The following is a 26484-nucleotide window of genomic DNA, read 5'->3' as shown; positions in this document are numbered from 1 at the left end:
GGCGAAGCAAGAGATCGACCTACCACCAAGGTAGCTTCCCTGCAGTGGAACGCTTTCCCTGCAAAGAACGCCGTGTCGCTGGCAGCAATTTGCCAGCGACACGGGGAGGAGCAAGCTAGTTCTGGCCGCCACAGCCGCCGCCACAGCCGCCACCGCTCAGGGGAATGTTGGTGGGGCCTTCCACATCCAGGGTCAGCAGGGTGCTACTGATCACGCTGGTGCCCTTGCGGGCCAGCAGCGCGTTAGTGATCTCATCCACCAGCGCGATCGCGCCCTTGTAGCCCACCACCGAGCGCCGCTGGTAGCCCACCCGATCCTCTACCGGGAAGCCCGCGCGGATGAGCGGGATGTCCTCGGCATCGGCGATGAACTTGCCCTTCGAGTGGCCGATGATCAGGTCGACCGGGCTGGCCTTGATCCGCTTGTGCAGCTCGTGCAGGTCGGCCTTGAGCAAGATCTCGCTCTCTACGCCCAGCTCCTCGGTCATGGCCTGCATCTGCTTGCCCCAGGCCTCGAAGTCGGACGGCGAGAGCACGTAGGCGGGCTGAATGCCCATCTCGGCCACCAGCCGCGTCAGGCCCTCCACCAGATCGGGGTCGCCGTAGATGGCCGCGCGGGTGCCGGTGGTGAACATGTGGGTGTCCACCAGGGCGTCCAGCAGCCTGGCCCGCTCGCTCTCCAGCGCGGGCGAGACCGGCTTGCCCGAGACCTTAGTGAGCGTCTGCACAAACATGTCGGTGTTGTACAGGCCGATAGGCATGGGCAGGATGTGCGCGGGCACGTTGTGGCGTCGCTGCAGCACCTTGGCCGCCTCGCCGCCCACGTAGCGCTGAATGGCCAGCGTGCCCAGCGCGCGCGAGCAGTCGCGCACCTCGTCCAGCGTGGTGCCGCCGGGCGGGAAGTGCGGGCGCGGCGTGTAGAAGCCGCCATCCAGCGTGTCGGAGTAGTCGGTGAGGATGGTGGCATCCACGCCCATCTCGTGCGCGATCGACTTCAGCTCGCGGATGTCGCCGGGGTTCACCCAGCCGGGGATGATGTTGACCTTGCCGTTGGTCTCGCCCCTGGCGCGGCGCTGCGGGAACTCGGTGAGCAGCTGCTTCAGGTAGCTGTCGAAGCCGGTGATGTGCGTGCCCACGTAGGATGGCGTCTTGACGGCCAAGATCGGCACATCCATCTCGGGGTAGGCGCTGCGGAAATCGTCCACAATCGCCATCATGTCATCGCCGATCGTCTCGGAGAGGCAGGTCGAGCAGATCGTGATCATGGTGGGGTGGAAGCGCTCGTAGATGTTCTTGAGCGCGGCGATCAGATTCTCCTTGCCGCCGTAGACCGTGGTGCGCTCGGTGAGCGACGTGGTGCCCACCTCGATCGGCTCGCGGAAGTGGCGGGCCATCTGGTGGCGCGGGTAGGTGGCGCAGCCCTGCGAGCCGTGGTTGATGGTCAGCGCGCCGTGGATGCCGAAGTTGGCCAGCATCGCGCCCATGGGGGCGCAGGCGCGGCTGGGGTTGATGGCGACTGCGCGCTGCTGCTTGGTGATCACGCTCATGGCTTAGTCTCCTGCGGCTGAAAGTGACGACGGCACAGGTCGGCCCTGCTGCGACAGCAGGCCCCAGATCGGCGCGTGCAGCGCCTTGTCGATGTCGCGGGCAAAGTTGACCATGCCCGAGAAGCCCGCGTAGGGGCCGGTGTCATAGGTGTGGCCGTTCACAAACGGCACGCCCAGCTTGTAGGCCACGTACTTCTCTTTGTTGCCCGAGATAAACAGATCGGGCTTGCACTCGCGCAGGATCTCCTCGATCTCGGGCACGTTGGGGTTGTCCACCACCAGCGCGCCATCGCTGATCTGGCTAAAGATCTTCTGGTAGTCGTCCTCGTGGCCGAAGGTGGTGGCGGCGTACATCACCTCGATGCCGATCTCGCGCAGCAGCTCGATCCAGTGCCACGAGCGCGGGCCGCCCTGGTAGACAAAGGCCGTCTTGCCCGCGAAGCGCTCGCGGTAGTAGTCGATCTTCGGCTTGATCTTGGCCAGCTCGGCGGCGATCACCTCCTCGGCCCGGTCCTCTAGCCCAAAGAAGGCGGCGGTGTCGCGCAGGGCCTTGGACATGTGCTTAATGCCCCAGAGCGTCACGTCGATGAAGGGCGTGCCATACTTGTCGCGCATCATCTCGGCGATGTAGGTGGCCGAGCGCTGGCAGTGCACCACGTTCAGCTGGGCCTTGTGCATGATCTTCAGGTCGTCGACCGAGACGTTGCCGGTGAAGCGCGCGATGATCTGCAGGCCCATGGCCTCGAACAGCGGCTCGAAGGTGCGGATGTCGTTCTTGATGTTGTAGTCGCCGATGATGTTGATCGAGTTGCTGAAGTCGCCCTCCGGCTCGACCGAGCCGACCAGCTCCTTGAAGATCGTCTCGTTGCCCACGTGGTGGCCCGCCGACTGGCTAACGCCGCGGAAGCCCTCGCACTCAAAAAATACCACGGGCTTGCCGATGATCTCCGTCGCCTGCTTGGCCACATCCTTGCCGTCGTCGCCAATCAGCGCGGTGGAGCAGGTGTTGTAGACAAACACGCCCTTGGCCTCGGGGAACTCCTGCGCGGCCTCCACGATGCACTGCAGCAGCTTCTTCTCGCCGCCGAACACGATGTTCGACTCGTTCATGTCGCTCACGAAGGTGTACTTCATGTGGAAGTCGGTCTCGGCCAGGTGCGGGCGGTAGCCCCACGAGAAGAAGGCGCAGCCGATCGGGCCGTGGGTGAGCTGGATGACATCCTTCACCGGCCCGCCGACCACGCCACGACATCCGGCGTAGGTGCAGCCGCGCTCGGTCATGTCGCCCGGGGTGGTGGGCACATTGCTCTTGATAAAGCAGTTCGAGCCATCGCTGCGCTGGCAGCCATCCTGGCCCTTGATCGCGATATGGCCTTCGCGCTCAGTCAGCGCAATGTTACATTTAAATTTCATGATCTTCCTTCGCTTCCGCAACAGCAAGAGAAAAAAACAGCAATACGTCATTGTTTTTGCGCTGCGACACTGCATAAATGTGTGCTCGTCGTCGTCTTTTTGCTCTCGCGCAGATGAGGTTCTATCTGATCGGTCAACGTGCTCGTAGGATGTGGGTGCTCGCCATCGAGCGCCAGAGCGGGCAGTGCCCTGGCGGTCCCAGCCAGCACACAGCCTAGATCGGGTCGGTCGGCTTCAGCCGCACGATAGCCTTGCCGCCCATAAACTTGGGCGTGCAGGTCTTCTCCTTGGCCGCACCCGCGCCCGCGCCACAGCCGCTGCCCTCCTCGCCGGGCACGCCGATCGCATCGGCGCGACAGCGCGTGCAGTTGCGGAACTGCTGGATTATCTGGCCGCACTCATTGCGCACGCGGTTCACATCGGCCAGCGAAGGCTCGGGGATGTCCTTGAACTTCGCCAGCGGCAGCATGGGGATGATATTCATGATGTACGCGCCCAGGTCGCGCACCTTGCGCGCCACCTCCACCAGGTGCCTATCGTTCACGCCGGGGATGAGCACCGAGTTCACCTTCACCACCATGCCGCGCATCGCCGCCTCGCGCAGGCCCTCCATCTGCTGCCTGTGCAGCAGTGCGAAGGCCTCGCGCCCGCGGTAGGTCACGCCCTTGTAGCGCACGTGCGCGTAGATCTGCTCGCCGATCGCGGGGTCCACCGCGTTGATCGTGATGGTCAGGGCCGTCACACCAGCGCGGTCGATGTCGTCGATCCGGTCGGGCAGCAGCAGGCCGTTGGTGGACATGCAGCGGGTCAGCTGCGGGAACTCCTCCTTGGCGCGGGCGAAGGTCTCGATGGTCGGGTCGTTGGCCAGCGCGTCGCCCGGGCCAGCCACGCCTAGCACCCGGATGCGCGGCTCCTTGGCCACCGCGTCGCGGATGGTGTTCATGGCCTCGTCGGGCGAGATCACGCGCATGGTGACGCCAGGGCGGTTCTCATTCGGGCAGGCGTACTTGCGAATACAGTAGTTACACTGGATATTGCATCGCGGCGCGACCGGGACATGGATGCGCCCAAAGCGAAAGTGCGCGGCGCGGCTGTAGCACGGGTGGTTCGAGAGATCAACCTTCGGGATACAGCTGCCTTGGCACTCGCTGTTCGGTCGGGGTTCGGTGGGTTCCATTGCGCGCCTCCTTCGGGCATCCGGCGGCCCGCTAGTCTAGTCGACGATGCCGTACTCGCGCATCAGATCCTCCAGCTCGTCCTGCGAGATCGGCGTGGGGATGGTGAAATCCTCGTTGTGCTCGATCTTGTCGGCCAGGGTCAGATACTCTTTGGCCTGCGGCAGCTCGGAGTCGAAGTCGAGCACGGTGCGCTTGTTGATCTCGGCGCGCTGCACGTCCTTGCTGCGCGGCACGAAGTGGATCAGCTTGGTGTTCAGGCGCTTGGCGAACTCGCTCACCAGCTCGTACTCGTTCTCCACAAGGCGCGAGTTGCAGATCAGGCCGCCCAGGCGGGCGTAGCCGCGCTCGGCAAACTTCTTGATGCCCTTGGAGATGTTGTTGGCGGCGAAGAGCGCCATGTACTCGCCCGAGCAGACGATGTAGATCTCCTCGGCGTAGCCCTCGCGGATGGGCATGGCGAAGCCGCCGCACACCACGTCGCCCAGCACGTCGTAGAACACGTAGTCCAGCTCGTCCTGGTACGCGCCCAGCGTCTCCAGCGTCTGAATGGCCGTGATCACGCCGCGACCGCCGCAGCCCACGCCCGGCTCGGGGCCGCCCGACTCGACGCATTTCACGTTGCGGTAGCCGGGCGAGACCACCTTGTCCAGCGTGACGCTCTCGCTGCCGCCATCGCGGATGGTGTCCAGCACCGAGGCCTGGCGAATGCCACGTAGCAGCAGGCGGGTGCAGTCGGCCTTGGGGTCGCAGCCCACAACCATCAGCTTGTTGCCCATGGACGCCAGAGCTGCTGCGGTGTTCTGCTGCGTGGTGGACTTCCCGATACCGCCCTTGCCGTAGAATGCTATCTGTCGCATTGGGAGCCTCCTTGAGTGCGGCAGAATCGATTATCGCTATCGATTCTGCCGCTTGTTAGATATTTTGCGAGTGGCCTGCTGAATGATCATGAATGTATCATGATTTTCTCCATGATCAATCTATTTTCCTCAACTTTAGGTTTACTAGATTTAACCAAAATATTTTATGTGCAAACTACAAAAAAAATAGGCATATGATCATACAATTGTAGCATTTGCTACGATTGTATGATCATATGCCTATAGTTACTAAATAAATAAATATCTACTATACTGCGATAAATCTAGCGTATATCTCTATATGTCCAAACACTACGATATGAAGAGAGAACCCTTATTATCGTTGGGCAATTCTTATGGCCTCATACTCATCAAATAAGTAGATTAGTTCATGATATAAAGGCATACCATCAACCACTCATAGAATAAGTATTTATCTCGTCTGCAAAGTCGAGGTGTCTATAGAGCGAAGTCAAGGAAAGCCATGTTCAAATGCGGCATCGCAATGGGGAAAGTCGGCGCTGACAATCAGGCTGCAGTCCTATGAGGCAGAAAGAAGGCGTATATACTTCCTATTGATTGGGAAATAGGTAATAGATCTCATCAACATGATTTAATGCCATAATAGCAAAGAAGAATCTTTATGTCTATGCAATAATCTCACACAAGCCTTCGCGTACATTTGTACAATATGCACAATGAAGCCCGATTATAAACAGACTTACAAATGCTTTCATGCATTTTTTCATGGTATTTCTTGCATTATCCTGCCTCTTTATCCACTTTAAACTACTTTATATGCGTAAATAGAGCACTATCCACAGCATTTCTTTGTATTATTTGTACAATAAAGAACAGGGTATTTCTCACCCCAAAGGAAACCCACCAAATCTCCACAGCTTCTAAACCAAAAATTCACAAATACCTGCTACATCTAGGGGCATCACCACACACGGAAAGGATCTCGGTTGAATGCCCCAGCTCCACAGCGAATACTGATCGCCAGCACCGCAAAAACTGGCAACACATGGCTCCGACAGCTGCTCGCGGCCATCTACGATCTGCCCACCACCAAGCTCGACTTCCCCTTCGACCCCAGCATAGCCAGCCGCCAGGGCCAGCGCTGGATCAGCCACCAGCACTACTGGCCCGAGCCAGAGCTGCTGCGCTGGGCGCAGGCTACCCAGGCCACCCTGATAACCACCATCCGACACCCCGGCGATGTGCTGCTCTCGCTCTACCACTACATCCGGGCCTACCGCCGCCGCCACAACTTCTACCAGCTGGCCGACCTCGCCCTCGACGACGGCAGCTTCGGCGAGCCGGTGCGCCGCGTGATCCAGAGCACCTTCAAGGATGTCGTGGGCGTCTCGGCGGCCTGGGTGCGCAGCGGTGCATCGCATATCGTGCCCTACGAGGCGCTCTACAACGACCCCGTGGGCACACTCAAGCACCTGACCGACCGCATCCAGCCCGTGCCGCTTGAGGCGATCGAGCGGGCGGTGGAGCGCTGCGACATCGGCACGATGCGGGCGCTCTCGCAGGATGGCAGCATCTTTTTCCGCAGGGGCGGCTACGGCGAGTGGCGCAGCGCGCTGCCCGCGCAGATCGTGCAGCTGCTGCGCGAGGAGCAGCCGTACCCCGTCTTCTTCGCCGAGCTGGGCTACAGCCTGGGCGAGGATGATGTGTGGCGCGACATACGCCCCAAGGCCACACCACGCCGCGCCACCTTCTTCGAGCGCCATGATCTGCCGCCCGCCGTCGTCTCGCTGATGAAGGAGATCTACCTCTCGGTCGAATCATCCCAGGCCGAGCGGCGCTGGCCGGAGCTGGCGCAGGCCGCCTGCCTTTCAAGCTTCATCGCCTGGATGCACGCCCCAGCTCCAAATGATGGCACGGCAGAGACTCCTATGCCTCCGATCAGCAACTGGGTCGCCCACATCTACCGCAGCCGGGGCGATCTGCAGGCCGCCTTCCCCGACCCGCGTGGGCGCGACCGCATCTCGCTGGCCATGTGGCTGTGCGGGTATACGAGCAGCCCGCCACATTTCGACAAGCTGCTGACCGCGCCCACACGGCGAGCGCTGCAGGCCTGGGCCACCCACAGCGACCCAGCCGACATTGGTGCGCCGCCAATCACCAGCCTAGCCCGCTTCCTGCACCGCACGCGCGGCGATCTGCGGCGGGCCTACCCCGACATCGACGGCGAGCACCGCATCGACGTGCTGCTGTGGGTGGCGCAGCACGCCCAGGCCGAGTATGGCCTCGATGCTACGTTCACCGCGCCCACATGGCAGGCGCTGCTGACCTGGGCCGCCCAGCCCGCCGCCGAAGACCCGGCCACCTCGGCCAGCCTGCCGCCGATCACCGCCGTGGCCGCCCACATCTACCGGCGCAGGCCCGATGTGCGGCAGGCCTTCCCCCAGCTCTACGCGGGCAGCCGCATCCCCTTCCTGCTGTGGCTGCTGGGCCAGGCCAGCACCGAGTACGCCGCATGGGCCGAGCTGCTGGCTCCCCAGCGCAGCGCTACGCTAGCGTGGGCCATGGCGCACACGCCCGACCAGCGCGCGCTGCGCTGGGCCGTGTGCACGCTGCGCATCCTCGACGAGGGCAGGCCGCGCAGCGCCATGGCGGCGGGCGCGCTGCGGGCTATGGCGCGCCTGGCGGCGCGCTGGTAGGCGCAAAACAAAATGGGCCGCGCCAGTGCTGGCGCGGCCCGTCCTGCGAGATCGGTGCTACTGGATGGCGAAGGGGATAATCTTCACGATGCCGCTCTCGGCACCCTGGAGCACCAGCTGCCAGCCACCGGTGGCCGAGCCAGCCGGGGCCAGCCAGGTAATGTCCACGCGGCCATCGTCGTTGGTGTAGGTCTCGTAGTCGTCGATCGACACCAGCGTGCCATTGGGCGAGTTCAGCCAGTAGGCCACGCGCTCATCGCCATCGAAGCCGGTGGCCATGAAGGCAAACGTGGTGCCCGCAGCGCCGGTGGTCGGGGCCACATTCACATCGCCGGGGGCGGCGGCGGTATCCGAGGGCAGCACTTGGAACGAGACGGTTTTCACCACATCGCTCTGGGTGCCCTGCACCACCATCGTCCACCAGCCCGCGGGGTTGCCAGCGCGCGGCGTCCACTGCACATCCACCGTGCCGTTGACGGTGGTGATGCCCTTGCCACGGTTGATCTCCAGCATGGTGCCGTTGGGCATATTCAGCCAGTAGCCAGCGCGCTCGGTCTTGTCGAAGCCGCTGAAGTGGAAGCTGAACGTGGTGCCTACCGGCCCCTCGGCGGGCGAGACCGTGGCCACGCCCGCATCCTTGGCGAAGGCGGCGGGGGTTGAGAGCGCGACCAGGGGGGCGAGCAGCAGCAGTGCGGCGCATGCCGCGAAAAAGCGCTTCATGAGTATCAGTCCCTTTCTCTATCCAAGCCAGATTGCAAGGCAATGCGCTGGCTCGAAGATGGGCGAACACGACCATACAGTATATGCTTATAGCCTAGATAGCAGATAGAGGGCCATAAGCAGCGATCTCCAGCCTTATTATAGGACGGTTATTGCTATTCGCTTGTTGCAATAAGAATGAGCTATAGATGAAAATTTGCTGAGCTTAGCGAGAAATATGCGCGACTCGCTTTGTTTTCTCATTTTGCGCTCATTATTTGCCGATAACGTCTATTCCCAGTGATTATGTCGCCTGCGAAAATAAAGAGCGCAGAACCCATGTTTCCCATGCTTCAGAAGCTCGCAGCCATGCGCATGTTTCCAGCGGGCGCTACGGGCGATGGAGCTCAGCAGGTACCACTTTTTGGGCCGGGCATTCCGATGCGGCAGTACACGCGCTCCTACGCGCCGAAACACGCCCGATGGCTGCCACCGACAGCGATTGGGCAAGCGCGATGGAATCATCGCCGTAGGGCGGGTCTGGTGCCCGCCCGCGTATGGTTGCAAAAAAAGGAGAGGAATGCCAAAAGTGACACCCTGTGAGGGCGATGCCCTGCAGTGATCGGGCGCAGCTGTGGTATGCTCTGGCAAACGCAGAAAGGAAAGGTGCCATGGAGCTGAAGATTCCGCCGGTGGTGGTGTTCCTGATCGCGGCGGCGCTGATGTGGCTGCTCAGCGCGCTGGGCGCGGCGCTGACGCTGCCGGTGCCGCACCGCAGCCTCGTCGCGCTGCCGATCGCGCTGGCTGGCGCGGCCATCGGGCTGCTGGGCGTGCGCACCTTCCGCCGCGCGGCCACCACGGTGGACCCGCTGCACCCCGACAAGGCCGCCACGGTGGTGCGCCAGGGCATCTACCGCCACACCCGCAACCCGATGTACCTTGGGCTGGCGCTGGCGCTGCTGGCCTGGGCGGTGTTCTTCGGCAACGCGCTGGCGCTGCTGGTGCTGCCGCTGTTCATCCTGTATATGACTCGCTTCCAGATCGTGCCGGAGGAGCGGGCGCTCGCCGCGAAGTTCGGCGAGGACTACCGCGCCTACACCCGCGAGGTGCGCCGCTGGATCTAGCAGGCGGGGTAGATCATGTTTTATCTTGGGGCGGCGGTGCTGTAGAGCATCGCCGCCCGTTTGTTGGCCTGGGGAATGACAGAGCAGTGCCCCCGAGCGATTCCCCACAGCTCCCGAGCAATTCCCCATGCCTCCCGAGTCATTGCCCACAGCTCCCGAGCAATTCCCCATGCCTCCCGAGTGATTCCCCACAGCTCCTCAGCACTTGCCCACAGCTCCCCAGCACTTGCCCACGCCTCCCGAGTGATTCCCCACAGCTCCCCAGCACTTGCCCACGCCTTCTCAATGGGAAAACAACAGCAGCGCGCCCCCGCCGACTTTCACCGATGGGGGCGCGCGACTCAGTCGATATCACTTTTGGGGGTGGTTCCGCGTCGGCCCGACCGTAGGCAATGCGTGCAGCGTTGCCCGGTCAGGCCGACTGGTTGCGGCTTCGATGATGAGGGTTCCTCTTTTGCGCTGGGTGTGTGCCCTGCGCGGGCGGCGCACAGGGGCCAGCCCCTGTGAACCCCGCGATGGGGCTACGCCCCCTTCGAACCCCCAATGTTGAGCGTTCCTATGTCGTTCCCTGGCGGCTCCTGTTCGTACATATGGCCATCAACACATGAGCTGCACCTTCGCCGCATGGGCCAGGTGGGTAGGGCTGGCTTCGCGCCATTTTTTTACGCTTCTTGTGCCCTTCGCGCCTTCGCGTCTTCGTGGTGAATCGGTTCCCTTGGTGCCTTGGTGTCTTGGTGGTAAACGGTTCCCCGTAGGTCGGGCCAACTGGTGGGGCCTCCATAATGTTGGTTTCTCTATGGGCCAGGTGGGTAGAGTGGAGCTGCAATCATGTCACCTATGCGCCATTGATCGCAATGCTCGTTTTCAACAGCGCAGGCTACAGCGCGGGCCGCGTCTCCAGCGCGTGCAGAATGACAGCGCGGGCCTCCTCCAGCTCGGCCCCGACCACCTCTAGGCGGGGCGGGCGCACGCGGGCGCTGCCCACGCCCGCCAGCTCCTGGGCCAGCTTGATCAGCTGCACGAACTTGAGCACGGTGTCCATGCGCAGCATAGGCAGGAACCAGCGGTAGAGCGCATCCAGCTGGGCGCGGTCGCCGCCAGCCTTGGCCTGGATGGCCAGCCGGTGCACGGCCACCGACTCGACCGGGAAGGCGTTCACCAGCCCGGCGATCCAGCCGATGGCTCCGGCCTGCACGCCCTCGACGATGGCGTCATCCACGCCCACCAAAATGTTCAGGCGGTCGCCCAGCAGCGCGCGGATGGCGGTCACGCGGCGCACATCGGTGCTCGACTCCTTCACCGCAACCATGTTGGGCAGCTCGGCGGCCAGCTCGGCGATCTGCTCGGGGGTAAAATCGGTCTTGTAGGCCACCGGGTTGTTGTAGAGCATCACCGGCAGCTCGGTGGCGCGGATGACGGCGGCGACGTGGGCCTTCATCTCGCGCCAGTCGGAGGCGTAGACGTAGGGCGGCAGCACCATCAGGCCCGCGCAGCCAGCGGCCTGGGCGGCCTGGGCCAGCCGCACGGCCTCGGCGGTGGAGAGCGCGGCGATGCCGGGGATGATCGGGGCGCGGTCGCCCACGGCCTTGGCGGCAGTGGCCAGCAGCACCAGCTTCTCGTCGAAGCTGAGGGTCGCACCCTCGCCCAGCGATCCGAGCGGCACCAGGCCCACGCAGCCCGAGTCGATCTGCCAGCGGCAGTGCTCGGCGAAGAAGCCGTGGTCGATGCTGAGGTCGGCGTTGAACGGGGTGGTGATGGCGGGGATAACGCCGTGCCAGTTGATGGTCATGGGTGTAGCTCCTGGGTATGCGATTCGAGGGTGGAAAGCGATGCGAAGGTGGCCACCTGGGCGGTGGCGATCGGCGGGCGAACCGAATCTTGCCCCCAGCCGAACAGGTAGCCGGTGGCCGCGCCGCACACGCGGCCCTGGCACGGCCCCATGCCGCAGCGGGTGTGCAGCTTGGCGCTGCGCCAGCTGGTGTGGCGGGCCAGATCGCGGTAGGCCACATCCTCGCAGCGGCACACCACCGTGTCGGGCTGGGCCAGCGCGGCCAGCTCGGGGCGCAGGGCGTAGGTGAACTCCAGGGCCTGGCGGAAGCGGTGGGCCTGCGCGCGCTGGGCGAAGTGGGCCTGGGCGGCGGCGCGGTTGCCGGTGGCGGCGTAGCCCGCGATCTGGCCCTCGGCCAGGGCCTGGTCGACGCCACCCACGCCGGTGATCTCGCCCGCCGCGTAGATATGCGCGATGCTGGTGCGCTGCCACACATCCACCTGGGCCACGCCATCCGCCAGCGCGCAGCCCAGCGCGCTGGCCAGCTCTAGGTTGGGCACCAGCCCGAAGCCGCAGGCCAGGTAGTCGCAGGGCACATCCCAGGTCTTCTCGCCCTGGGCCAGCGTCACCTGCTCGACCCAGACCTGGCCGGCGGCGGCCAGCGGCCAGCAGCCGGGGCGCAAGGCCGCGCCAGCCGGGGCGTAGGCGGCGGCCTGGGCCAGCTTGGCGGGGGCCAGCCCGGCCAGCAGCGCGCCGAAAGGCAGCAGCTTGCGCAGCGGGGCCTGCTCGGCCACCACGGGCACCTGCGCCCCGCGCTCGCGCAGGAAGCTGGCCACGGCCAGCAGCAGCGGGCCGCTGCCCGCCACCACCACGCGCTTGCCCGCCACCGAAAGGCCGCCCTTCACCAGGGCCTGCAGGCCGCCCGCGCCCAGCACGCCCGGCAGCGTCCAGCCGGGGAAGGGCAGGAAGCGCTCGCGCGCGCCGGTGGCCAGCACGGCGGCGGCGTAGCGCAGCTCCACCGCGCCCGCCGGGGTCTCGGCCAGCAGCGCGTAGGGGTCGAGCGGGGCCACCACCTTGGTCTGGCAGAGCACGCGCACGCCGGGGGCGGCATCCAGCCGGGGCAGCCAGCGGCGGGACTGGGGGTCGTGGCTGTGGGCCGCGCCACCGCGCCAGATCTGGCCGCCGGGGGTCGGGCTGGCATCCACCACGCCCACCCGCGCCCCCGAGCGGGCGGCGGCCAGCGCGGCGGCCACCCCGGCGGGGCCAGCGCCCACGATCAGCACATCAAAGGATTCCTGCTTCATCGGTGCTCACCTGCATCCCTTCGGCGCACACCACCTGGCAGCTCAGGCGGTGCGGCTGTCCATCAATTGTCACCCGGCACTCGCAGCAGATGCCCATCCCGCACAGCGGGCCGCGCGGCTCGCCGCCCAGCGAGATGCGGGCAGGCGCGCGGGCGGCGGCCAGCGCGGCGGCCACCACGCTTCCGGTGGGCATCTGGATGCGCGCTCCGTTAACAAAGACCGTCACATTCGGCATGGAAAAACTCCAGATCGCTACAGGGAGAAAACTCGCAGCGGCGGCGCTTGGCTGGCATGCGTCGCCAGGTGTGAGGATGCAGGGGCGGGATGGATGTAGACTCTACGCAGCGCCGCACATTTAGATGCATGCTTCTGGGCACGAACCAAGCTAGGCCACCGCCGCAAGCTCGGGCAGGCGCTGGGGTAGGTACGGCTCGGGCGGGATGGGCGCGGGCTGGGCCAGCAGCTGCGCAGCCAGCAGCTGCGCGGTGCCCAGCGCAGTGGTGATGCCCAGGCCCTCGTGGCCGGTGGCCAGCCACACGCCGGGGCGCGCGGGGTGCGGGCCGATCAGCGGCAGTCCATCGGGCGTGGCGGCGCGCAGCCCTGTCCACGTGCGCACCATGGTGCAGCTCGCCAGCGCGGGCATAAACGCCACCGCCCGCGCGACCATGCGCGCCAGCATGGGGAAGTCGATCGGGCGGGTGGCCACGCCGGGCTGGCGCGAGGAGCCGATCAGGATCTGGCCGGATGGCCGGGGCTGCACGTTGAACGAGACGGTGTCGCCGTCGGCGGCGTGGGCGTTCTTGATGTAGCCCAGCTCCACCAGCTGGTGGCGCACCATGCCGGGGTAGCGGTCGGTGATCGCCAGGTGGCCCTTCTTGGGGCGGATGGGCAGCTCGGGCAGCAGCGCGGGGCAGCGCGCGCCGGTGGCCACCACCACCGCGCCCGCGCGGATGGCGCTGCCGTCGGCCAGCCGCACGCCGTCGGGCAGCAGCGCGGCGGCCTCGCCGTGCAGCAGGCGCGCGCCAGCGGCGGCGGCCCGCTCCATCAGCGCCAGGGCGGTGCGCGGCGGGTAGACCACGCTGTCGCCCGGCACCAGCAGGCCGCCCGCGAGGCCGGGGCGCAGCTTCGGCTCTAGCTCGTAGAGCGTGTGCGCATCGAGCGGCTGGCTGGCGATGCCGTTGGCGGCGTAGAGCGCCTGCTTGGGGCCGATGGCCGCCAGCTCCTCGTCGTCGGATGCGACCCAGATGGTGCCGCAGCGCAGGTGGTCGTGCTGGCTGGGGTCGGCATCCACCATGGCGTCCCACAGCCGCTGCGAGTAGCGCGTCAGGGCCAGCTGGGCCGGGCTATCGTCGATCACCACTAGGTGGCCCATGCCCGCCGCCGTCGCGCCGCTGCCCACCACATCGCGCTCCAGCACGGCCACATCCGCGCCGCGCGCGGCCAGCTCGGCGGCGCAGGCCGCGCCCACGATCCCCGCCCCCACGATCAGCACATCGGCGCTAGGCATCGGCGCGGATCCCCCACTGGAACGGGTCGCGCTCATCGAGCAGCAGCCGCCCCTCAAGCGTCACGAAGGCCGAGCCGGTGATCTTGGGCAGCACGCGGCCATCACCCAGCGCGGTGTAGCGGGCCACAAAGCGGCTGCCGATCACGCTCTCCTGCACCCACAGCTCGCCGGGGGCCAGCTTGCCAGCGGCGGCCAGGCAGGCCAGCTTGGCGCTGGTGCCGGTGCCGCAGGGCGAGCGGTCGTACGCGCCGCCGGGGCAGAGCACGAAGCTACGGCTGCTGGCCCCGCCCTGCCCTGGCGCGAACAGCTCGATGTGGTCGATCGGCGCGCCGCCCGCGCCGGTGACGCCCGCGCGCTCCAGCGCCGCGCGGATGCGCCACGCGAGATCGGTGAGCGCGGCCACCTGCGGCAGCTCGACATCTGCGCCGTGGTCCTCGCACAGGAAAAACCAGTTGCCACCCCAGGCCACGTCGCCGGTCACAGCGCTGCCGTCATCCAGCGCCACCCGCACGCGGTGGGCGTGGCGGTAGCTGGGCACGTTCTGCACCGTCACGCTGCCATCCTCGTGCAGGGTGGCCGTCACCACGCCCACCGGCGTCTCGATGCGGTGCGCGCCGGGGCCGATCTGGCCCAGGTGGGCCAGCGTGGCCACCAGGCCGATGGTGCCGTGGCCGCACATGCCCAGGTACGACACGTTGTTGAAGAAGATCACGCCAGCGGCGCAGGTGGGGTCGCTCGGCTCGCAGAGCAGCGCGCCCACCACCACATCCGACCCGCGCGGCTCGTTCACCACCGCCGAGCGGAAGCGGTCGAAGCGCTCGCGGAACACGGCCAGGCGCTCGGCGAGCGTGCCGGGGCCGAGATCCGGCCCGCCATCGACCACCACGCGGGTCGGCTCGCCAGCGGTGTGAGAGTCAACAATGGAGACGTATTTCATACGGGCATCGTACTATCGCGGCGGGCAAAAGTCTTGTACAATCAGCGCGAAACACATGCGGATTTTTGCACAATGCTCAGCACGCTTCTCCAGGCCGCCGCCGCGCCCGCCGTCACCGAGGCCCTGTTCGACCGGCTGGCCGACGTGGTCTTCTTCATCAAGGACACCGAGGGCCGCTACCAGGTGGTCAACACCACGCTGATGCGGCGCTGCGGCTGCGCCAGCAAGCAGGAGCTGATCGGGCGCGACCCGCTGGCCCTGTTCCCCGCCGAGCTGGGCGCGAGCTACGCCGCCCAGGACCGCGAGGTGCTGGCCAGCGGGCGGCCCCTGGCCGACCGGCTGGAGCTGCACCTCTACCCCAGCCGCAGCCCGGGCTGGTGCCTCACCTACAAGCTGCCGCTGCTGGGGCCGGGTGGCGCGGTGGTGGGCCTGGCCGGAATCTCGCGCGACCTGCGCGGCCCCGACCGCAGCGACCCGGTGTACGCCCGCATCGCCGCCGCCGTGGCCCACATCCAGCAGCACTACGCCGAGCCACTGCGACTGCCCGCGCTCGCCGCCATGAGCCAGCTCTCGCCCGCCCAGTTCGAGCGCCAGATCGAGCGGATCTTTGGCCTCAGCCCCAAGCAGCTGATCATCAAGACACGGGTGGATGCGGCGGCGCAGCTGCTGGCCAGCCCGCGCAGCATCGCCGAGGTGGCGCAGACATGCGGCTACGCCGACCACAGCTCGTTCACGCGGCAGTTCCGGGCCGTGGTGGGGCTGGCCCCCAGCGAGTACCGCGCCCTGCGCATGCAGCGCGGGTAGGGGGGCCTGCGCAAGCCCTCGTAGCAAGGCATCCTCCCAAAATTGCTGGTCTCATGGCGGGTACGCCCCACTCAAAGCCCTAGGATCGCGGCAGAGCAGTCGCAGCTCAATGAGCTACAGCCTCGCCGGGGGAGGTGCACTCGACGACGCGTTCCCCGAAGGCATCCCCGCATCCCCCCAAGGCATCGGCAACATTCTCTTTACCAGCACTGTGAGCGCATCGATAAAAGTTTCTATCACCAATAGGTCTATATTAAGGCGCTAAAGGTTGCTCAAATCTTTGATAGCTACATCTGCATCTTTAGGGGAACCTTTCTCAGATCCCAACGTCATGATTGTGCGCGGCTTCATCGAAAGGCGGCGCAACCAGCATTTTGCAAAAAGGAGGTGCGCCATGGCCTAGGCAATCGTAGCATTCGGCAGATACGCAGCTGTTCACCCCTCTCTACAAAAGGAAATAGCAGATGCACCAACAGATCCCCATCCCGATGGCCCTAGCCCACATCAGCTTCTGCTCGATGCTGATGATACTGCCGCCATCAAGCGCCATTCAAGACCGCCTCGCCCGCACAAATGCCCCAAGCGCCACATCGACCGCCAGCAGCGGCCAGATTCACCTCTACACATCTCAGGCCCGGTATCTAGACCACGAACCATACCAATACACCATCTTGCTCGATGTGAGCAGCTCGATGAGCTACAACATGGATGGAGAAGGCACGCTCAGCGCCACCGGAGAAAACGTCAACTGCGAGTGGGAAGGGACCAGCAGCCTCGCCTACTATGATCGCTGCCAAAGCGGCTCAAGCGTCACCATCCCCAACGCCCCATGGCATGTTGAGAGCGAGCGGCGAATATATCTTGCAAAAGAAGCTATCCGAAATCTCATCGACGCGATGCCGCCAGATGATACGATGCGGATCATCGCCTTCGCATCGGGCAGAGGGTACACTGGCAATGTTGTTGCCCAGCCCGCATCTGGCTGGACAAGCGATAAGACGACGCTCAAAGATTCTCTTCAGGCCATCGGGGCCTACGCAAACGATCCCTATCTGACCCAGGGCAATGCAAACCACGCGCAGGCAATCTATGCTGCAAGAACGCTCCTTGGGTATAGCCCTTACTATACTCCCGATGGTCGCCCATATCTCCCCAAGATTATTATGCTCTCTGATGGGCCAGCCAATACATTCTTAGACGGGAGCCAAAATTTCGCTCGCGACATCTGCCCGAACTTATCGCTGAGGCAGGCGATCAACAGCAGCACCTGTCAGATCGGGTACTCACCAATGTATAGCCGAAATCGGCCTATCACCGAGATGCTGAATCAGACAAATCTCATGAAACAATACCTATATCTCGACTGGGGAGATATCTCCATCATACACATGGCGCATACATCAGACACTATGGGATTCGCCGATATGGCATCCACCCCAGATCTCTACGCCCACTATAGCGATCCTAACCAGCTCGTCCGCATCGCGCTTGAAGAAATATGCACAGATGGTAGCTACTGGACTGGCTCAATCATCCCCGAGCGGCTTATACAGGGCAGCGTCACACTGCGCAGCGAGGATGGCATCTCGACCGTGGCCCAGATGCCTATTGTAGTGGATGAGCAGGGTGGCATAAACTACAGCCTCGCGGGCGTCGCGGCGGGCACCTACCAGCTGAGCGCCGCAATCACCTACACTGGCCTTGATGGCGAGACCCGCGAGTACACCGCTGTTGGGCTGGATAACGGAGCGGGGGCCAGCGCAATCACGCTCGCCTTTGACGGCCAGACCGTGCCGCCGCTCTTCATCCAAAAGGCCAGCACCGACGATGTGTGCGGCGCATAATCGGGATGAGCGTAAACAATCGCTGATACGCTTCTCCAAGTGAAATAGAGCCACCAGAAAGCATACAGCGAACGGCAGGAAGATGGGTGTACGAGGCAGGAAGAGCTTTCTATAGTGCTGACTGTGCCAAACATAACGCAAAAGGAGCACTCCTATGATCCGTCATCATCTTCCCGCCGTAGCTAGCATCTGCACCGCCACGATCGTTGGGTTTGGCGGCAGCGCAACCGCCCACAGCCGCGCTGCCGCGCCCCCTATCGTCACACACGTGCCGATCAACTACCTGATCGCGCTCGACGTCAGCGGCTCGATGAGCTACAACATCCACGGCGATGGCACGCTGGACGGCGTCGATGTGCGCTGCGAGCAGGAGGGTCACTTCACCAATCTGCCGCTGGTGGACACATGCAGCGGCGGCGTGTCCAGCGCCTGGCGCGAGCCGACCGAGCGGCGCATCTACACCGCCAAGCAGATGCTCAATACCCTCATCGAACTGAAAGCGCCAGAGGACAGCATGCGCATCGTGGCCTTCTCGGGCGACATCGGCTACAGCGGCAACGTGGCCGTGCTGCCCGCCAACGGGTGGAGCAGCGACACCGCCACGCTCCGGGACGCCGTGCTGCACGCGGGCAAGGTGGGCGGCAACCCCTACCGCACCCAGGGCAGCTCGGCCAACGCCCAGGGCATCGCCGCGCTCGCCGCCGTGGCCGACGCCGCGCCCGCCGAGGTCAACGCGCGCACCGTGGTGATTATCATCGCCGATGGCCCGGCCAGCATATTCCTCGACGGCACGCCCAACACCGCCGAGGATAGCTGCCCCTACCTCACCCCAGGCCAGGCCGAAACCACCAGCTACTGCCACCTTGGCGTGACCGAGGATGGCACACCAAGGCCAATCACCGCCATGATCCAGGCGGCGCAGGCGTTCCAGCAGAGCCATCCTAACATCCAGATCTTCGCCATCGACGCAAGCGATCACAACACCGAAAGTTTGGTGCGCGTGGCATCATCGCCATCCATGGTCTACACATCCGAGCAGCCGACATATACCATCGAGCAGATCAGACTTCAGACCTCGTACGGCATACAGCCAGGTAGCAGCGCTACGGCAGACCGATCTCGCTAATTTACCTTCTGGCACCTATGAGATCTGCGTCTCGTGGCCTGCGGGTAGCAGATGATGCGGTCGATCTTCGACCGCATCTCCTTATCCACTTATCCATAAAGATATAAGCGTAGTATCATCTCGCGAGGAGTAGCATTGACCTAACTATCAGCTTCATCTTTTCTCACTATCAGTGCATTCAATCTCCTAACGGTATACTATCGGCAAGGGAACAACCCCCTCACCCACTTCTCTAGCAAACAGGAGGATTCTATGCGCCCCACATCCGCCCTGCGCACCGCGCTCATCGCCTGCGGCATCTGCACCACCCTCGGCCTCGGCGCGCTCGACACCAGCGCCACCGCCCGCACCTCCACCGACGCGCCGCCCGACAGCCAGCCCAAACAGTACCTGATCATCCTTGATGTCAGCGGCTCGATGAGCTGGAATGTTGATGGCGAAGGCACAGTCTCTAACATTGATTACCAATGCGAGTGGGATGCACCAAGAGATCTAAGGTATAAAGACGGTTGTTCTGGACCCAACTCGTTCTGGCGTGTGGAGAACGAGCGCCGCATCTACCTCGCGAAGCAGATGGTCAGCAATCTGATCGATGTGATGCGGCCAGAAGATCGAATGGAGATCATCGCCTTCAGCTCGGGGCGCGGCTACAGCGGCAACACCACTATCGCTCCTGCCAGCGGCTGGGAATCCGACCACGACGCGCTCAAGGCTAGCCTACTCACCGTCGGCAGCTATAACGCCAACCCCTATATCACCAACGGCGGCTCGGCCAACACCTTTGGCATCAGCAAGGCACAGGATGCGCTGGCCGTAGCGCCCACCACCACACCCGAAGGGGCCACCTACCGCACCGTGGTGATGCTGGTGGCCGACGGCCCCGCCAATATCTTCGCCAATGGGACGGCAAACACAGCCAGAGATATCTGCCCCAGCCTTACCGCGAGCCAAGCGCAGAATACCGCCACCTGCCAGATCGGGTACTCGGAAACATACAAGATGGACCGCCCAATCACCCAGCTGATCAGCGCCGCCGCCCAGCTGAAACAGACCTACGCGGTCGATCTGTACACGGTGACGATGACCAACAAGACCGAAGACATGGGAATGGTGGATGTGGCCTCCACGCCCGCCATGGCCTACCGCTACACCTCGCCCGATATGCTGGCCCAGATCGCAGCCAGCTACCCATAGGGGCTTCGGAACCACGTAGGGGGCAGGCATTGCCCCCTATGTCGCCCCACACAACAAACAGATATTCAAATGCTCGTGGTATTCGTTGCCTTGTTGTTGCCTTAATGCCTAGAAATCTTGGCACATAGAACTGCTGTTTGCGCCTGCGGTGCTATGACGCTATAATGAGACTATTCCCACACAGCCTATCGTCCGCCAAACTACGCTCCCTTCTCCGTTGGGAATGTATTAGAACACGGTAAAAACATGAAAAGAAGAAGTTCCGGCATCCTTGGGGTAGCTGCGCTGATCAGCACCCTGGCCCTCGTTGGGCTGGGGAATGGCGGCGCGGTGCCCTCCGCCTTCGCCCAGGAGCCGACCGACCCCACACCCACGCCCGAGATCTTTCTTCCGCCGCCCGAAAGTGTCGACCCAACCGCCATCCCAACCATCACGCCCGACATTGGCGAGCCAGCCACCCCCGTACCACCCCGCACGCTCAGCGGCGCGGTGGCGCTGCGGCCTGCCTACCACGAGATCGTCACCACGCCCGAGACGCCATACCAGTTTCTGGTGGTGCTGGATGTCAGCGGCTCGATGAGCTACACGCCCGACGGCGAAGGCACGCTGTCCGGCGCAAATGTACGCTGCGAGTCGCTCTCGCCCAGCGCGCTGCCCTACAGCACCCAGTGCACAGGCGGGGCCAACGCGGCCTGGCACGAGCCGACTGAGCGCCGCATCTACAAGGCCAAGCAGCTGGTGAACGAGCTGATCGACCAACTGCACCCCAACGATAGCATGCGGATCATCGCCTTCAGCTCGGGCCGCGGCTACAGCGGCAACACCCAGGTGCTGCCCGCCAGCGGCTGGACCAGCGACGCCGCCACGCTGCGCAGTATCGTGCTTCAGGCGGGCATGTACGCCAACGACCCCTACCGCACCCAGGGCGGCTCGGCCCACGCGCAGGCCATCAGCAAAGCGCTGCAGGTGCTGCAGGTGGCCCCCACCACCGCGCCCAACGGCGAAACCTATCGACCTGTGGTTATGTTCATCGCCGATGGTCCGGCCAACGTATTCTTGGATGGCACGACCAACTATGCCCGCGATGTGTGCCCCGATCTCACACGGCAGGCCGCACTGGACAACACCGAATGCCAGATTGGCTATAGCAACGAGCATCAGCAGTATCGCCCAATCACCGCCAGCCTCATCGAGGCTAATAACATCAAGGTCGCCATCCCTAGTGTCCAGATATATACCATCCCGCTGCTCACCTACCAAGAACTTGGGATGGAAAATATTGCCAGCACGTTCTCCAACACATACTTCTACAATACGCCACAAATTATCAGCACAATCATGAGCGACCGTCGAGCGCCTTCTGACGTATGCATCGAGCATGTGTCGAGCGAATGGGTTAGCAGCATCGACGCCGCACATACACCTGCTCTCGATCCAGCGCGATGGAACAAGGTTCACCTCTTCCGCGCCAGCGACAATACCTATATGGGAGAATCCGCTATCACTGCCGACCCGCAGACGGGCCAGCTGCGCTACAGCTTCAGTAACATCCCCGATGGTGATTACTTAGTTAGGGCAAGCGTGGGCTACAAGTCCGAGGATGGCATCTCGCGTGTGTATCAGTCGGTGGGGCTGGCCCCCGAGGCCAGCGGGGCCGAGCGCGTGCCGCTCACCATCAGCGGCAGCACCACAGCGCAGCCGCTCTATTTACAGCTCGGCGGCAGCCCGTGCCCATACTACTGATCGAGCATGAGAGACTCTTCAAGCCTGGGGCCGCAATGCCCCAGGCTTTTTTGCAGCTCCCCTAGGCAGCAAACTGGCTGCCGGTCAGCTGCTCGGAGACCTGCCAGAGCCGCCTGGCCACCTGGGCATCCAGCGCCTCGCGGGGGATGCGGGCTGGCTTGGGCATGCCGCTCAGCTCGGCAAAGCCATCGGGGCCGTAGTAGCCGCCGCCCACCGCAGCGGGGCTGGTGGCCGCGAACAGCGCAGGCAGGCAGCCCTGCTCTACCTCCTGCCAGAAGCCCGGAATTATGGTGGTGAGGCGCATAAATGGGCTGGCGGTGGTGCGCGCGGTGCCCAGCGTAGGGCCAGTGGTCTGCAGGTTGGTGTGCGTCGCGCCGGGGTGGGCGGCATTACTGCGGATACCCCAGCTGTGGGCCTGGCTGCGGCGGTTCAGCTCGATAGCGAAGAGCAGATCGGCCAGCTTCGACTGGCCGTAGGCTCGCCCCGGCGAGTAGCGCTTCTCCCACTGGAGGTCGTCGAAGTTGATATGGCCGATGCGGTTCACCAGGCTGCTGAGTGTCACCACGCGCGCCGTGCCCGCCCGCAGCAGGGGCAGCAACCCTGCGGTCATGGCAAAGTGGCCGAGGTAGTTGGCGCCGAACTGTAGCTCGAAGCCATCGGCGGTGGTGTGGCGCGTAGGCGGGGCCATGATCCCCGCGTTGTTGATCAGCATGTGGATGGGCCGTCCGGCGGCGTTCAGGCGGGCAGAAAAGGCCCGCACCGAGTCGAGGCTAGCCAGGTCGATCAGCTCTAGCCCCAGCTTGGCGGTGGGAAGCTCGCTCTGAAGCTGGCGGATGGCCTGCTCGCCCTTCTGCTGGTTGCGCACGGCCAGGATGACCTCGGCCCCCGCCGCCGCCAGCCGCCGCGTGATGCCCAGCCCAATGCCGCTGTTTGCGCCCGTCACTACCGCCAGTATGCCGCGCTGGTTAGGGATATCCATGGTCTTCATCGCTTGCTCCTTCTTCTTAAATGAGTGTCTAATCACTCATTTATACTTCAAAAAAAACTACTCCGCCACCATCACGCCGCGCCAGAACGCATCGAACCCGAGACGACAGTAGTCCACATCCCCCCCAGGGTCGCGCACCATCGCGGCTATCGTTGTATCAGCGATACTGCTGAACAGCGCACCCACAAACGCAACCGGGTACTGCCGCATCCCATCACGCTCTCGGCTCAGGTTGGCAAATTGCTCAATTTGGACAAATGGGGCGGCCCCGATCAGCCTGCTCTCCGTCGAGATCTGGTTGGAGACCTGGAGCTGGACCAGCACCTTGTAGCGCGCCGGATTCGCAATTCCCCACTGCACATAGCTTTCCCAGACATGGAAAAAGATCGCCTGGAAGCTGGCAGACATAGGGCACGTGTCCATCATCACCTTGGCCAGATCTTCTTTGATCGCACGATAGAGCGCATTTACCAACACCTCTTTTGTGGCGAAATAGGTGAACAGCGTGCCATCCGCAACGCCAGCAGCTCTGGAGATGGCCGACGTGGGGGTTGACCACACCCCGCGCTCGGCAAACACCATGGCGGCTGCATCCAGGATCGCCTTACGTTTATCTTCGCTCTTCGGACGTGCCATGTCCACCCCATAATGACTGACTAATCACTCATCTATCATATCAAAAGAGCACTCAAGAGTCAAGCCATGCAAAAAACACAAACTGCCCACACATGCGTACAATAGGGGTGGAGAAGAAAGAAAGGAGCGACTGTGGAAAATTACCCATCCGAGCACCCGATCAACATCGAGCAGCTCTTCGAGAACAACCGCGCCTGGGCCAATTCGATGACCGAGGCCGACCCGTCTTTTTTCGAGCGGCTAGCCAAGCAGCAGGCCCCCGAGTACCTGTGGATTGGCTGCGCCGACAGCCGTGTGCCATCCACCCAGCTGGTCAACCTGCTGCCGGGCGAGATGTTTGTGCACCGCAACGTGGCCAACGTGGTGGTGCACAGCGATCTCAACTGCCTCTCGGTGCTGCACTACGCGGTGGAGGTGCTGAAGGTGCGGCACATCATCGTATGCGGGCACTACGGCTGCGGCGGCGTGCAGGCGGCGCTGCAAAACCTCAGCTTCGGCCTGATCGACAACTGGCTACGCCACGTGCAGGATGTGCACCACAAGCACCACGCCGCGATCGAGCGCTGCGCCAGCCCCGAGCAGCAGCTCGACCTGCTGTGCGAGCTAAACGCGATCGAGCAGGCCACCAACATCTGCCAGACCACGATCGTACAGCGGGCCTGGGAGCGCGGCCAAGATCTGACCATCCACGCCTGGATCTACGGCCTGAAGGACGGCATCCTGCACGACCTGGATATGCGCGTCGCCAGCCGGGGAGCGCTAGATGCCCAGTATGGGCGCGCCGTCCGCCGGGTCTGCGAGCGGGGCTAGCCCCTAGCCACCACTCTTGGTGAAGGTGGTCAGCAGCAGCGTCTCGCCGCCATCCAGCGCGGGGTCGGCGGCCTGCGCGCCGCCCAGGGCCAGGCGCTGGCCGGTGGCAGGGTCGTAGGTGCCCAGCAGCACGCGGTAGGTGCCTGCGGGTGCGTCGGCGGGCAGGCTGAAGGGCAGCTCGCTGGTGAGGAAGCGGCCAACGCCCAGCCCGCCGGTGGCCAGCTGCGGGTCGAGCTGGGCATAGCGCTGGCCATCAGGGCCAAGCACATGCACAAAGGCGGCGTAGTCGCTCTGGCCTGCCCGCGTGGTCTGCCAGGCCAGCTTCAGCGCCACCGCACCGGCGTCCCCCACATCCAGGCTGAAGCCGCGCAGCGCTAGCGCATCGCCAAACGATGCGCCGCTGGCGGTGGTGATCTGCGGCTGCACCTGGTAGATCCACGCGTAGGGCACGCCGTGGATGCTGACTGTATGGGCGGGCGTGCCGTACTGATAGTAGCGGTCAAACGGCGGCGCGGGCGGCCCGCCCTGGGCGTTGCGCACATACACCACCACATAGCGGATCTTCTCGGGCATGTCGAGGTTGGGCTGCATCACGTGCATGCCGGGGCGCAGGTAGGCGGCCAGCGGCGACTTGAGCGTGGTGGCCACCCAGGCGCCCTGGCTATCGGGCTGCTCATTCAGCCAGGCAGCCACCTGCTCCAGGCCCTCGCCCCAGCCCACCAGAAAATCATCTGCGCCAGCCTGCGCGCCGCCCAGCAGCTGGTTGAATGAGGCGATACTGTAGGGGTGCCAGAAGGCTAGGTTTAGCGCGGCAGCGGCCACCAGCGCGGCAGCGGCGGCCTGGCGCACCCGCCGCAGCGAGATGCGCGCCAAGGCCCCGGCCAGGCCCACAGCAGCCAGCACATCCACCGCCGGGAAGGCAGGCACCAGATAGCGGTTGTGCTTCTTGGCAAAGATGCTGAGCGCCAGCAGCACCAGCAGCACCAGCAGCGCCAGCGCGGCCATGTCGCGGCGGCGGTGGTGGGCCAGATCGCGCCAGGCCCAGGGCAGCAGCAGCAGGCCCACCAGCGTGATCGGCGTGGTGCGCATGGCCAGCACCACCGGGTAGAACAGCAGCCCTGGCGCATCGGTGGCCTGGCCGAGGAAGAAGTTGCCATTGGCGTGCGGCACCGCACCATTGTCGGTGACGCCGCTGGCCACCAGCTCGACCACGCGCATCGGCTCGACCAGCAGGGCGGGCCAGAGCAGCGCGGCGGTGGCGGCGGCGGCCAGCCCCCATACAGCCAGCGCGCCCACGGCGCGGCGTGGCGTGCGCGCGGAAAGCGCCAGCAGGCCGACCGCGGGGAACAGCACCAGCGCGGGCGACTTGCACAGCAGCCCCATGCCCGCGAACACCCCCGAGAGCACCAGCGTGCGCCGCTGCGGGGTATGGTTCCAGTAGACACAGGCCGCCAGGAAGCTGAGCGTCACAAAGGTGGATGTGAGCGCATCCACATGCAGCACGCGGCTGTAGGCGATCAGGAAGGGGTCGGCGGCCCACAGCAGCGCGGCCAGGAAGGCGGTGTGCGCGGGTAGCAGCCGACGCAGCAGCGCGTAGCCCACCATCACGCCCAGGGCGTTGGCTAGCGCCACCGGCAGCTGCATCAGCGCCAGCCGCGCCGCGAAGGTGTCCTGCGCCAGGTGGGCCTGCAGAGCCAGCTCGTGCAGCACGATGCCCGCGCTGCCCAGCCACATGGTGATCACGCCGGGGTGCGAGGTGATGGCGGTGGCCGCCAGATCGCCGCTGCGCAGCGCGGCCAGAAACGTGGTCGAGCGCTCGATCCAGTGGTCGGCCTCATCCACCGTTACAAACATGCCCAGCTGGATGATGCGCGGCAGCAGCGCCGTGATCAGCACCACCAGCCGCAGCAGCAGCGCGGCCACATCCTCGCGCAGCCAGGGGATAGCACGGGAGTGCGCCCGTGGAAATTCAATTCGCATACCTGCCTCTACACCACGACTTCTGCCAGGCTGCGTCAGCCGACCGCGCGCATAAAAAAGCTGCCCCACACGATCGCGCGATAGGGCGCGATCGTGCGGAACAGCCGACGGCATTGACAGCCTGCACACATTCTGAGTATTACGCTGCCCCTAGCGTAGCGCAGAAGTGGCAAACGGGTATGATCAATACCGCTGATTGTAGGGCTGCCATTGGTGTGAGAACAAGCACATCCATACGGATGAGCGGGCATCCTTCTTTTGGCCCGCTGGCTTGTAAGCGCTGTGATACGAGTTTACGGATGCTTGCCTTTAGGCGTGAACGCCCACCAGCTTCAGCGGTGGGATGAA

The 26484-nt window shown here is 64.3% G+C and carries 21 protein-coding genes; 8 read left to right on the top strand and 13 right to left on the bottom strand.

All coding sequences use genetic code 11. The annotated features are described in order from the left end of the window. Positions 1–115: 115 nt before the first annotated feature. From F8S13_26155 to nifH, 4 genes are all read right to left on the bottom strand, one after another. Positions 116–1546, bottom strand: coding sequence for a nitrogenase (locus F8S13_26155; GenBank protein KAB8139939.1), 1431 nt, complete (start codon positions 1544–1546; stop codon positions 116–118). A 3-nt stretch (positions 1547–1549) separates the two neighbouring features. Further along, on the bottom strand, positions 1550–2959 hold the full coding sequence (locus tag F8S13_26150) for a nitrogenase component I subunit alpha (protein KAB8139938.1): 1410 nt from the start codon (positions 2957–2959) through the stop codon (positions 1550–1552). 214 nt (positions 2960–3173) lie between these two features. Then, entirely contained in the window at positions 3174–4136 is a 963-nt protein-coding gene (locus F8S13_26145) for a radical SAM protein (GenBank protein KAB8139937.1), read from the bottom strand. 36 nt (positions 4137–4172) lie between these two features. Then, positions 4173–4994, bottom strand: coding sequence for a nitrogenase iron protein (gene nifH / locus F8S13_26140; GenBank protein KAB8139936.1), 822 nt, complete (start codon positions 4992–4994; stop codon positions 4173–4175). Between the two features lie 968 nt (positions 4995–5962). Here nifH and F8S13_26135 point away from each other — a divergent pair. Then, entirely contained in the window at positions 5963–7672 is a 1710-nt protein-coding gene (locus tag F8S13_26135) for a sulfotransferase domain-containing protein (protein KAB8139935.1), read from the top strand. Positions 7673–7729: 57 nt separating this feature from the next. Here the strand turns inward: F8S13_26135 and F8S13_26130 are convergent, their stop codons facing one another. Continuing rightward, on the bottom strand, positions 7730–8392 hold the full coding sequence (locus F8S13_26130; protein ID KAB8139934.1) for a hypothetical protein: 663 nt from the start codon (positions 8390–8392) through the stop codon (positions 7730–7732). A 650-nt stretch (positions 8393–9042) separates the two neighbouring features. On the opposite strand from F8S13_26130, the gene F8S13_26125 reads away from it, so the two are divergent. After that, entirely contained in the window at positions 9043–9495 is a 453-nt protein-coding gene (locus F8S13_26125) for an isoprenylcysteine carboxylmethyltransferase family protein (protein KAB8139933.1), read from the top strand. Positions 9496–10372: 877 nt separating this feature from the next. Here F8S13_26125 and F8S13_26120 read toward each other — a convergent pair. From F8S13_26120 to F8S13_26100, 5 genes are all read right to left on the bottom strand, one after another. Next, positions 10373–11284 carry a dihydrodipicolinate synthase family protein gene (locus F8S13_26120; GenBank protein ID KAB8139932.1) on the bottom strand — a complete coding sequence of 304 codons (912 nt, stop codon included), beginning with the start codon at positions 11282–11284 and terminating at the stop codon, positions 10373–10375. After that, positions 11281–12567, bottom strand: coding sequence for an NAD(P)/FAD-dependent oxidoreductase (locus tag F8S13_26115; GenBank protein KAB8139931.1), 1287 nt, complete (start codon positions 12565–12567; stop codon positions 11281–11283). Before F8S13_26115 ends, F8S13_26120 begins: the two co-directional genes overlap by 4 nt. Further along, a complete protein-coding gene (locus F8S13_26110) occupies positions 12548–12802 on the bottom strand; it encodes a (2Fe-2S)-binding protein (GenBank protein KAB8139930.1) in 255 nt (84 codons plus the stop codon). Before F8S13_26110 ends, F8S13_26115 begins: the two co-directional genes overlap by 20 nt. 150 nt (positions 12803–12952) lie before the next feature. Next, complete coding sequence (locus tag F8S13_26105; GenBank protein ID KAB8139929.1) at positions 12953–14074, bottom strand: FAD-binding oxidoreductase; 1122 nt, start codon at positions 14072–14074, stop codon at positions 12953–12955. Further along, complete coding sequence (locus tag F8S13_26100; GenBank protein ID KAB8139928.1) at positions 14067–15011, bottom strand: 4-hydroxyproline epimerase; 945 nt, start codon at positions 15009–15011, stop codon at positions 14067–14069. The genes F8S13_26105 and F8S13_26100 overlap by 8 nt, the downstream gene beginning before the upstream one ends. Before the next feature lie 72 nt (positions 15012–15083). Between F8S13_26100 and F8S13_26095 the strand changes: the two genes are divergently transcribed. The 5 genes from F8S13_26095 to F8S13_26075 all read left to right on the top strand — a co-directional run bounded on the left by F8S13_26095 (position 15084) and on the right by F8S13_26075 (position 21722). Then, a complete protein-coding gene (locus F8S13_26095; GenBank protein KAB8139927.1) occupies positions 15084–15815 on the top strand; it encodes an AraC family transcriptional regulator in 732 nt (243 codons plus the stop codon). 464 nt (positions 15816–16279) lie between these two features. Then, positions 16280–17659, top strand: a complete 1380-nt coding sequence (locus F8S13_26090; protein KAB8139926.1) for a VWA domain-containing protein — start codon at positions 16280–16282, stop codon at positions 17657–17659. A gap of 154 nt (positions 17660–17813) precedes the next feature. Further along, positions 17814–18785, top strand: a complete 972-nt coding sequence (locus F8S13_26085) for a hypothetical protein (protein KAB8139925.1) — start codon at positions 17814–17816, stop codon at positions 18783–18785. 252 nt (positions 18786–19037) lie between these two features. Beyond that, positions 19038–19979, top strand: coding sequence for a hypothetical protein (locus tag F8S13_26080; protein KAB8139924.1), 942 nt, complete (start codon positions 19038–19040; stop codon positions 19977–19979). Positions 19980–20225: 246 nt separating this feature from the next. Further along, entirely contained in the window at positions 20226–21722 is a 1497-nt protein-coding gene (locus F8S13_26075) for a VWA domain-containing protein (GenBank protein ID KAB8139923.1), read from the top strand. Positions 21723–21783: 61 nt separating this feature from the next. On the opposite strand, the gene F8S13_26070 is transcribed toward F8S13_26075, so the two are convergent. Both F8S13_26070 and F8S13_26065 read right to left on the bottom strand, forming a co-directional pair. Beyond that, the gene (locus tag F8S13_26070) at positions 21784–22710 is read right to left on the bottom strand and encodes an SDR family NAD(P)-dependent oxidoreductase (GenBank protein KAB8139922.1); all 927 of its coding nucleotides are present in this window, start codon (positions 22708–22710) and stop codon (positions 21784–21786) included. A 57-nt stretch (positions 22711–22767) separates the two neighbouring features. Then, positions 22768–23346, bottom strand: a complete 579-nt coding sequence (locus F8S13_26065; GenBank protein ID KAB8139921.1) for a TetR/AcrR family transcriptional regulator — start codon at positions 23344–23346, stop codon at positions 22768–22770. Between the two features lie 207 nt (positions 23347–23553). Here F8S13_26065 and F8S13_26060 point away from each other — a divergent pair, with 207 nt between their 5' ends. Continuing rightward, positions 23554–24156, top strand: coding sequence for a carbonate dehydratase (locus tag F8S13_26060; GenBank protein ID KAB8139943.1), 603 nt, complete (start codon positions 23554–23556; stop codon positions 24154–24156). Between the two features lie 3 nt (positions 24157–24159). Here F8S13_26060 and F8S13_26055 read toward each other — a convergent pair whose 3' ends face one another. Next, positions 24160–26250: a glycosyltransferase family 39 protein gene (locus F8S13_26055; protein ID KAB8139920.1), complete on the bottom strand. Its 2091-nt coding sequence runs from the start codon at positions 26248–26250 to the stop codon at positions 24160–24162. Positions 26251–26484: the final 234 nt, after the last annotated feature.

It is taken from the genome of Chloroflexia bacterium SDU3-3 (assembly GCA_009268125.1).
Taxonomy (GTDB): domain Bacteria; phylum Chloroflexota; class Chloroflexia; order Chloroflexales; family Roseiflexaceae; genus SDU3-3.
The sequence above is the reverse complement of the archived record's forward strand: the minus strand, read 5'-3'. Positions and strand labels throughout refer to the sequence as shown.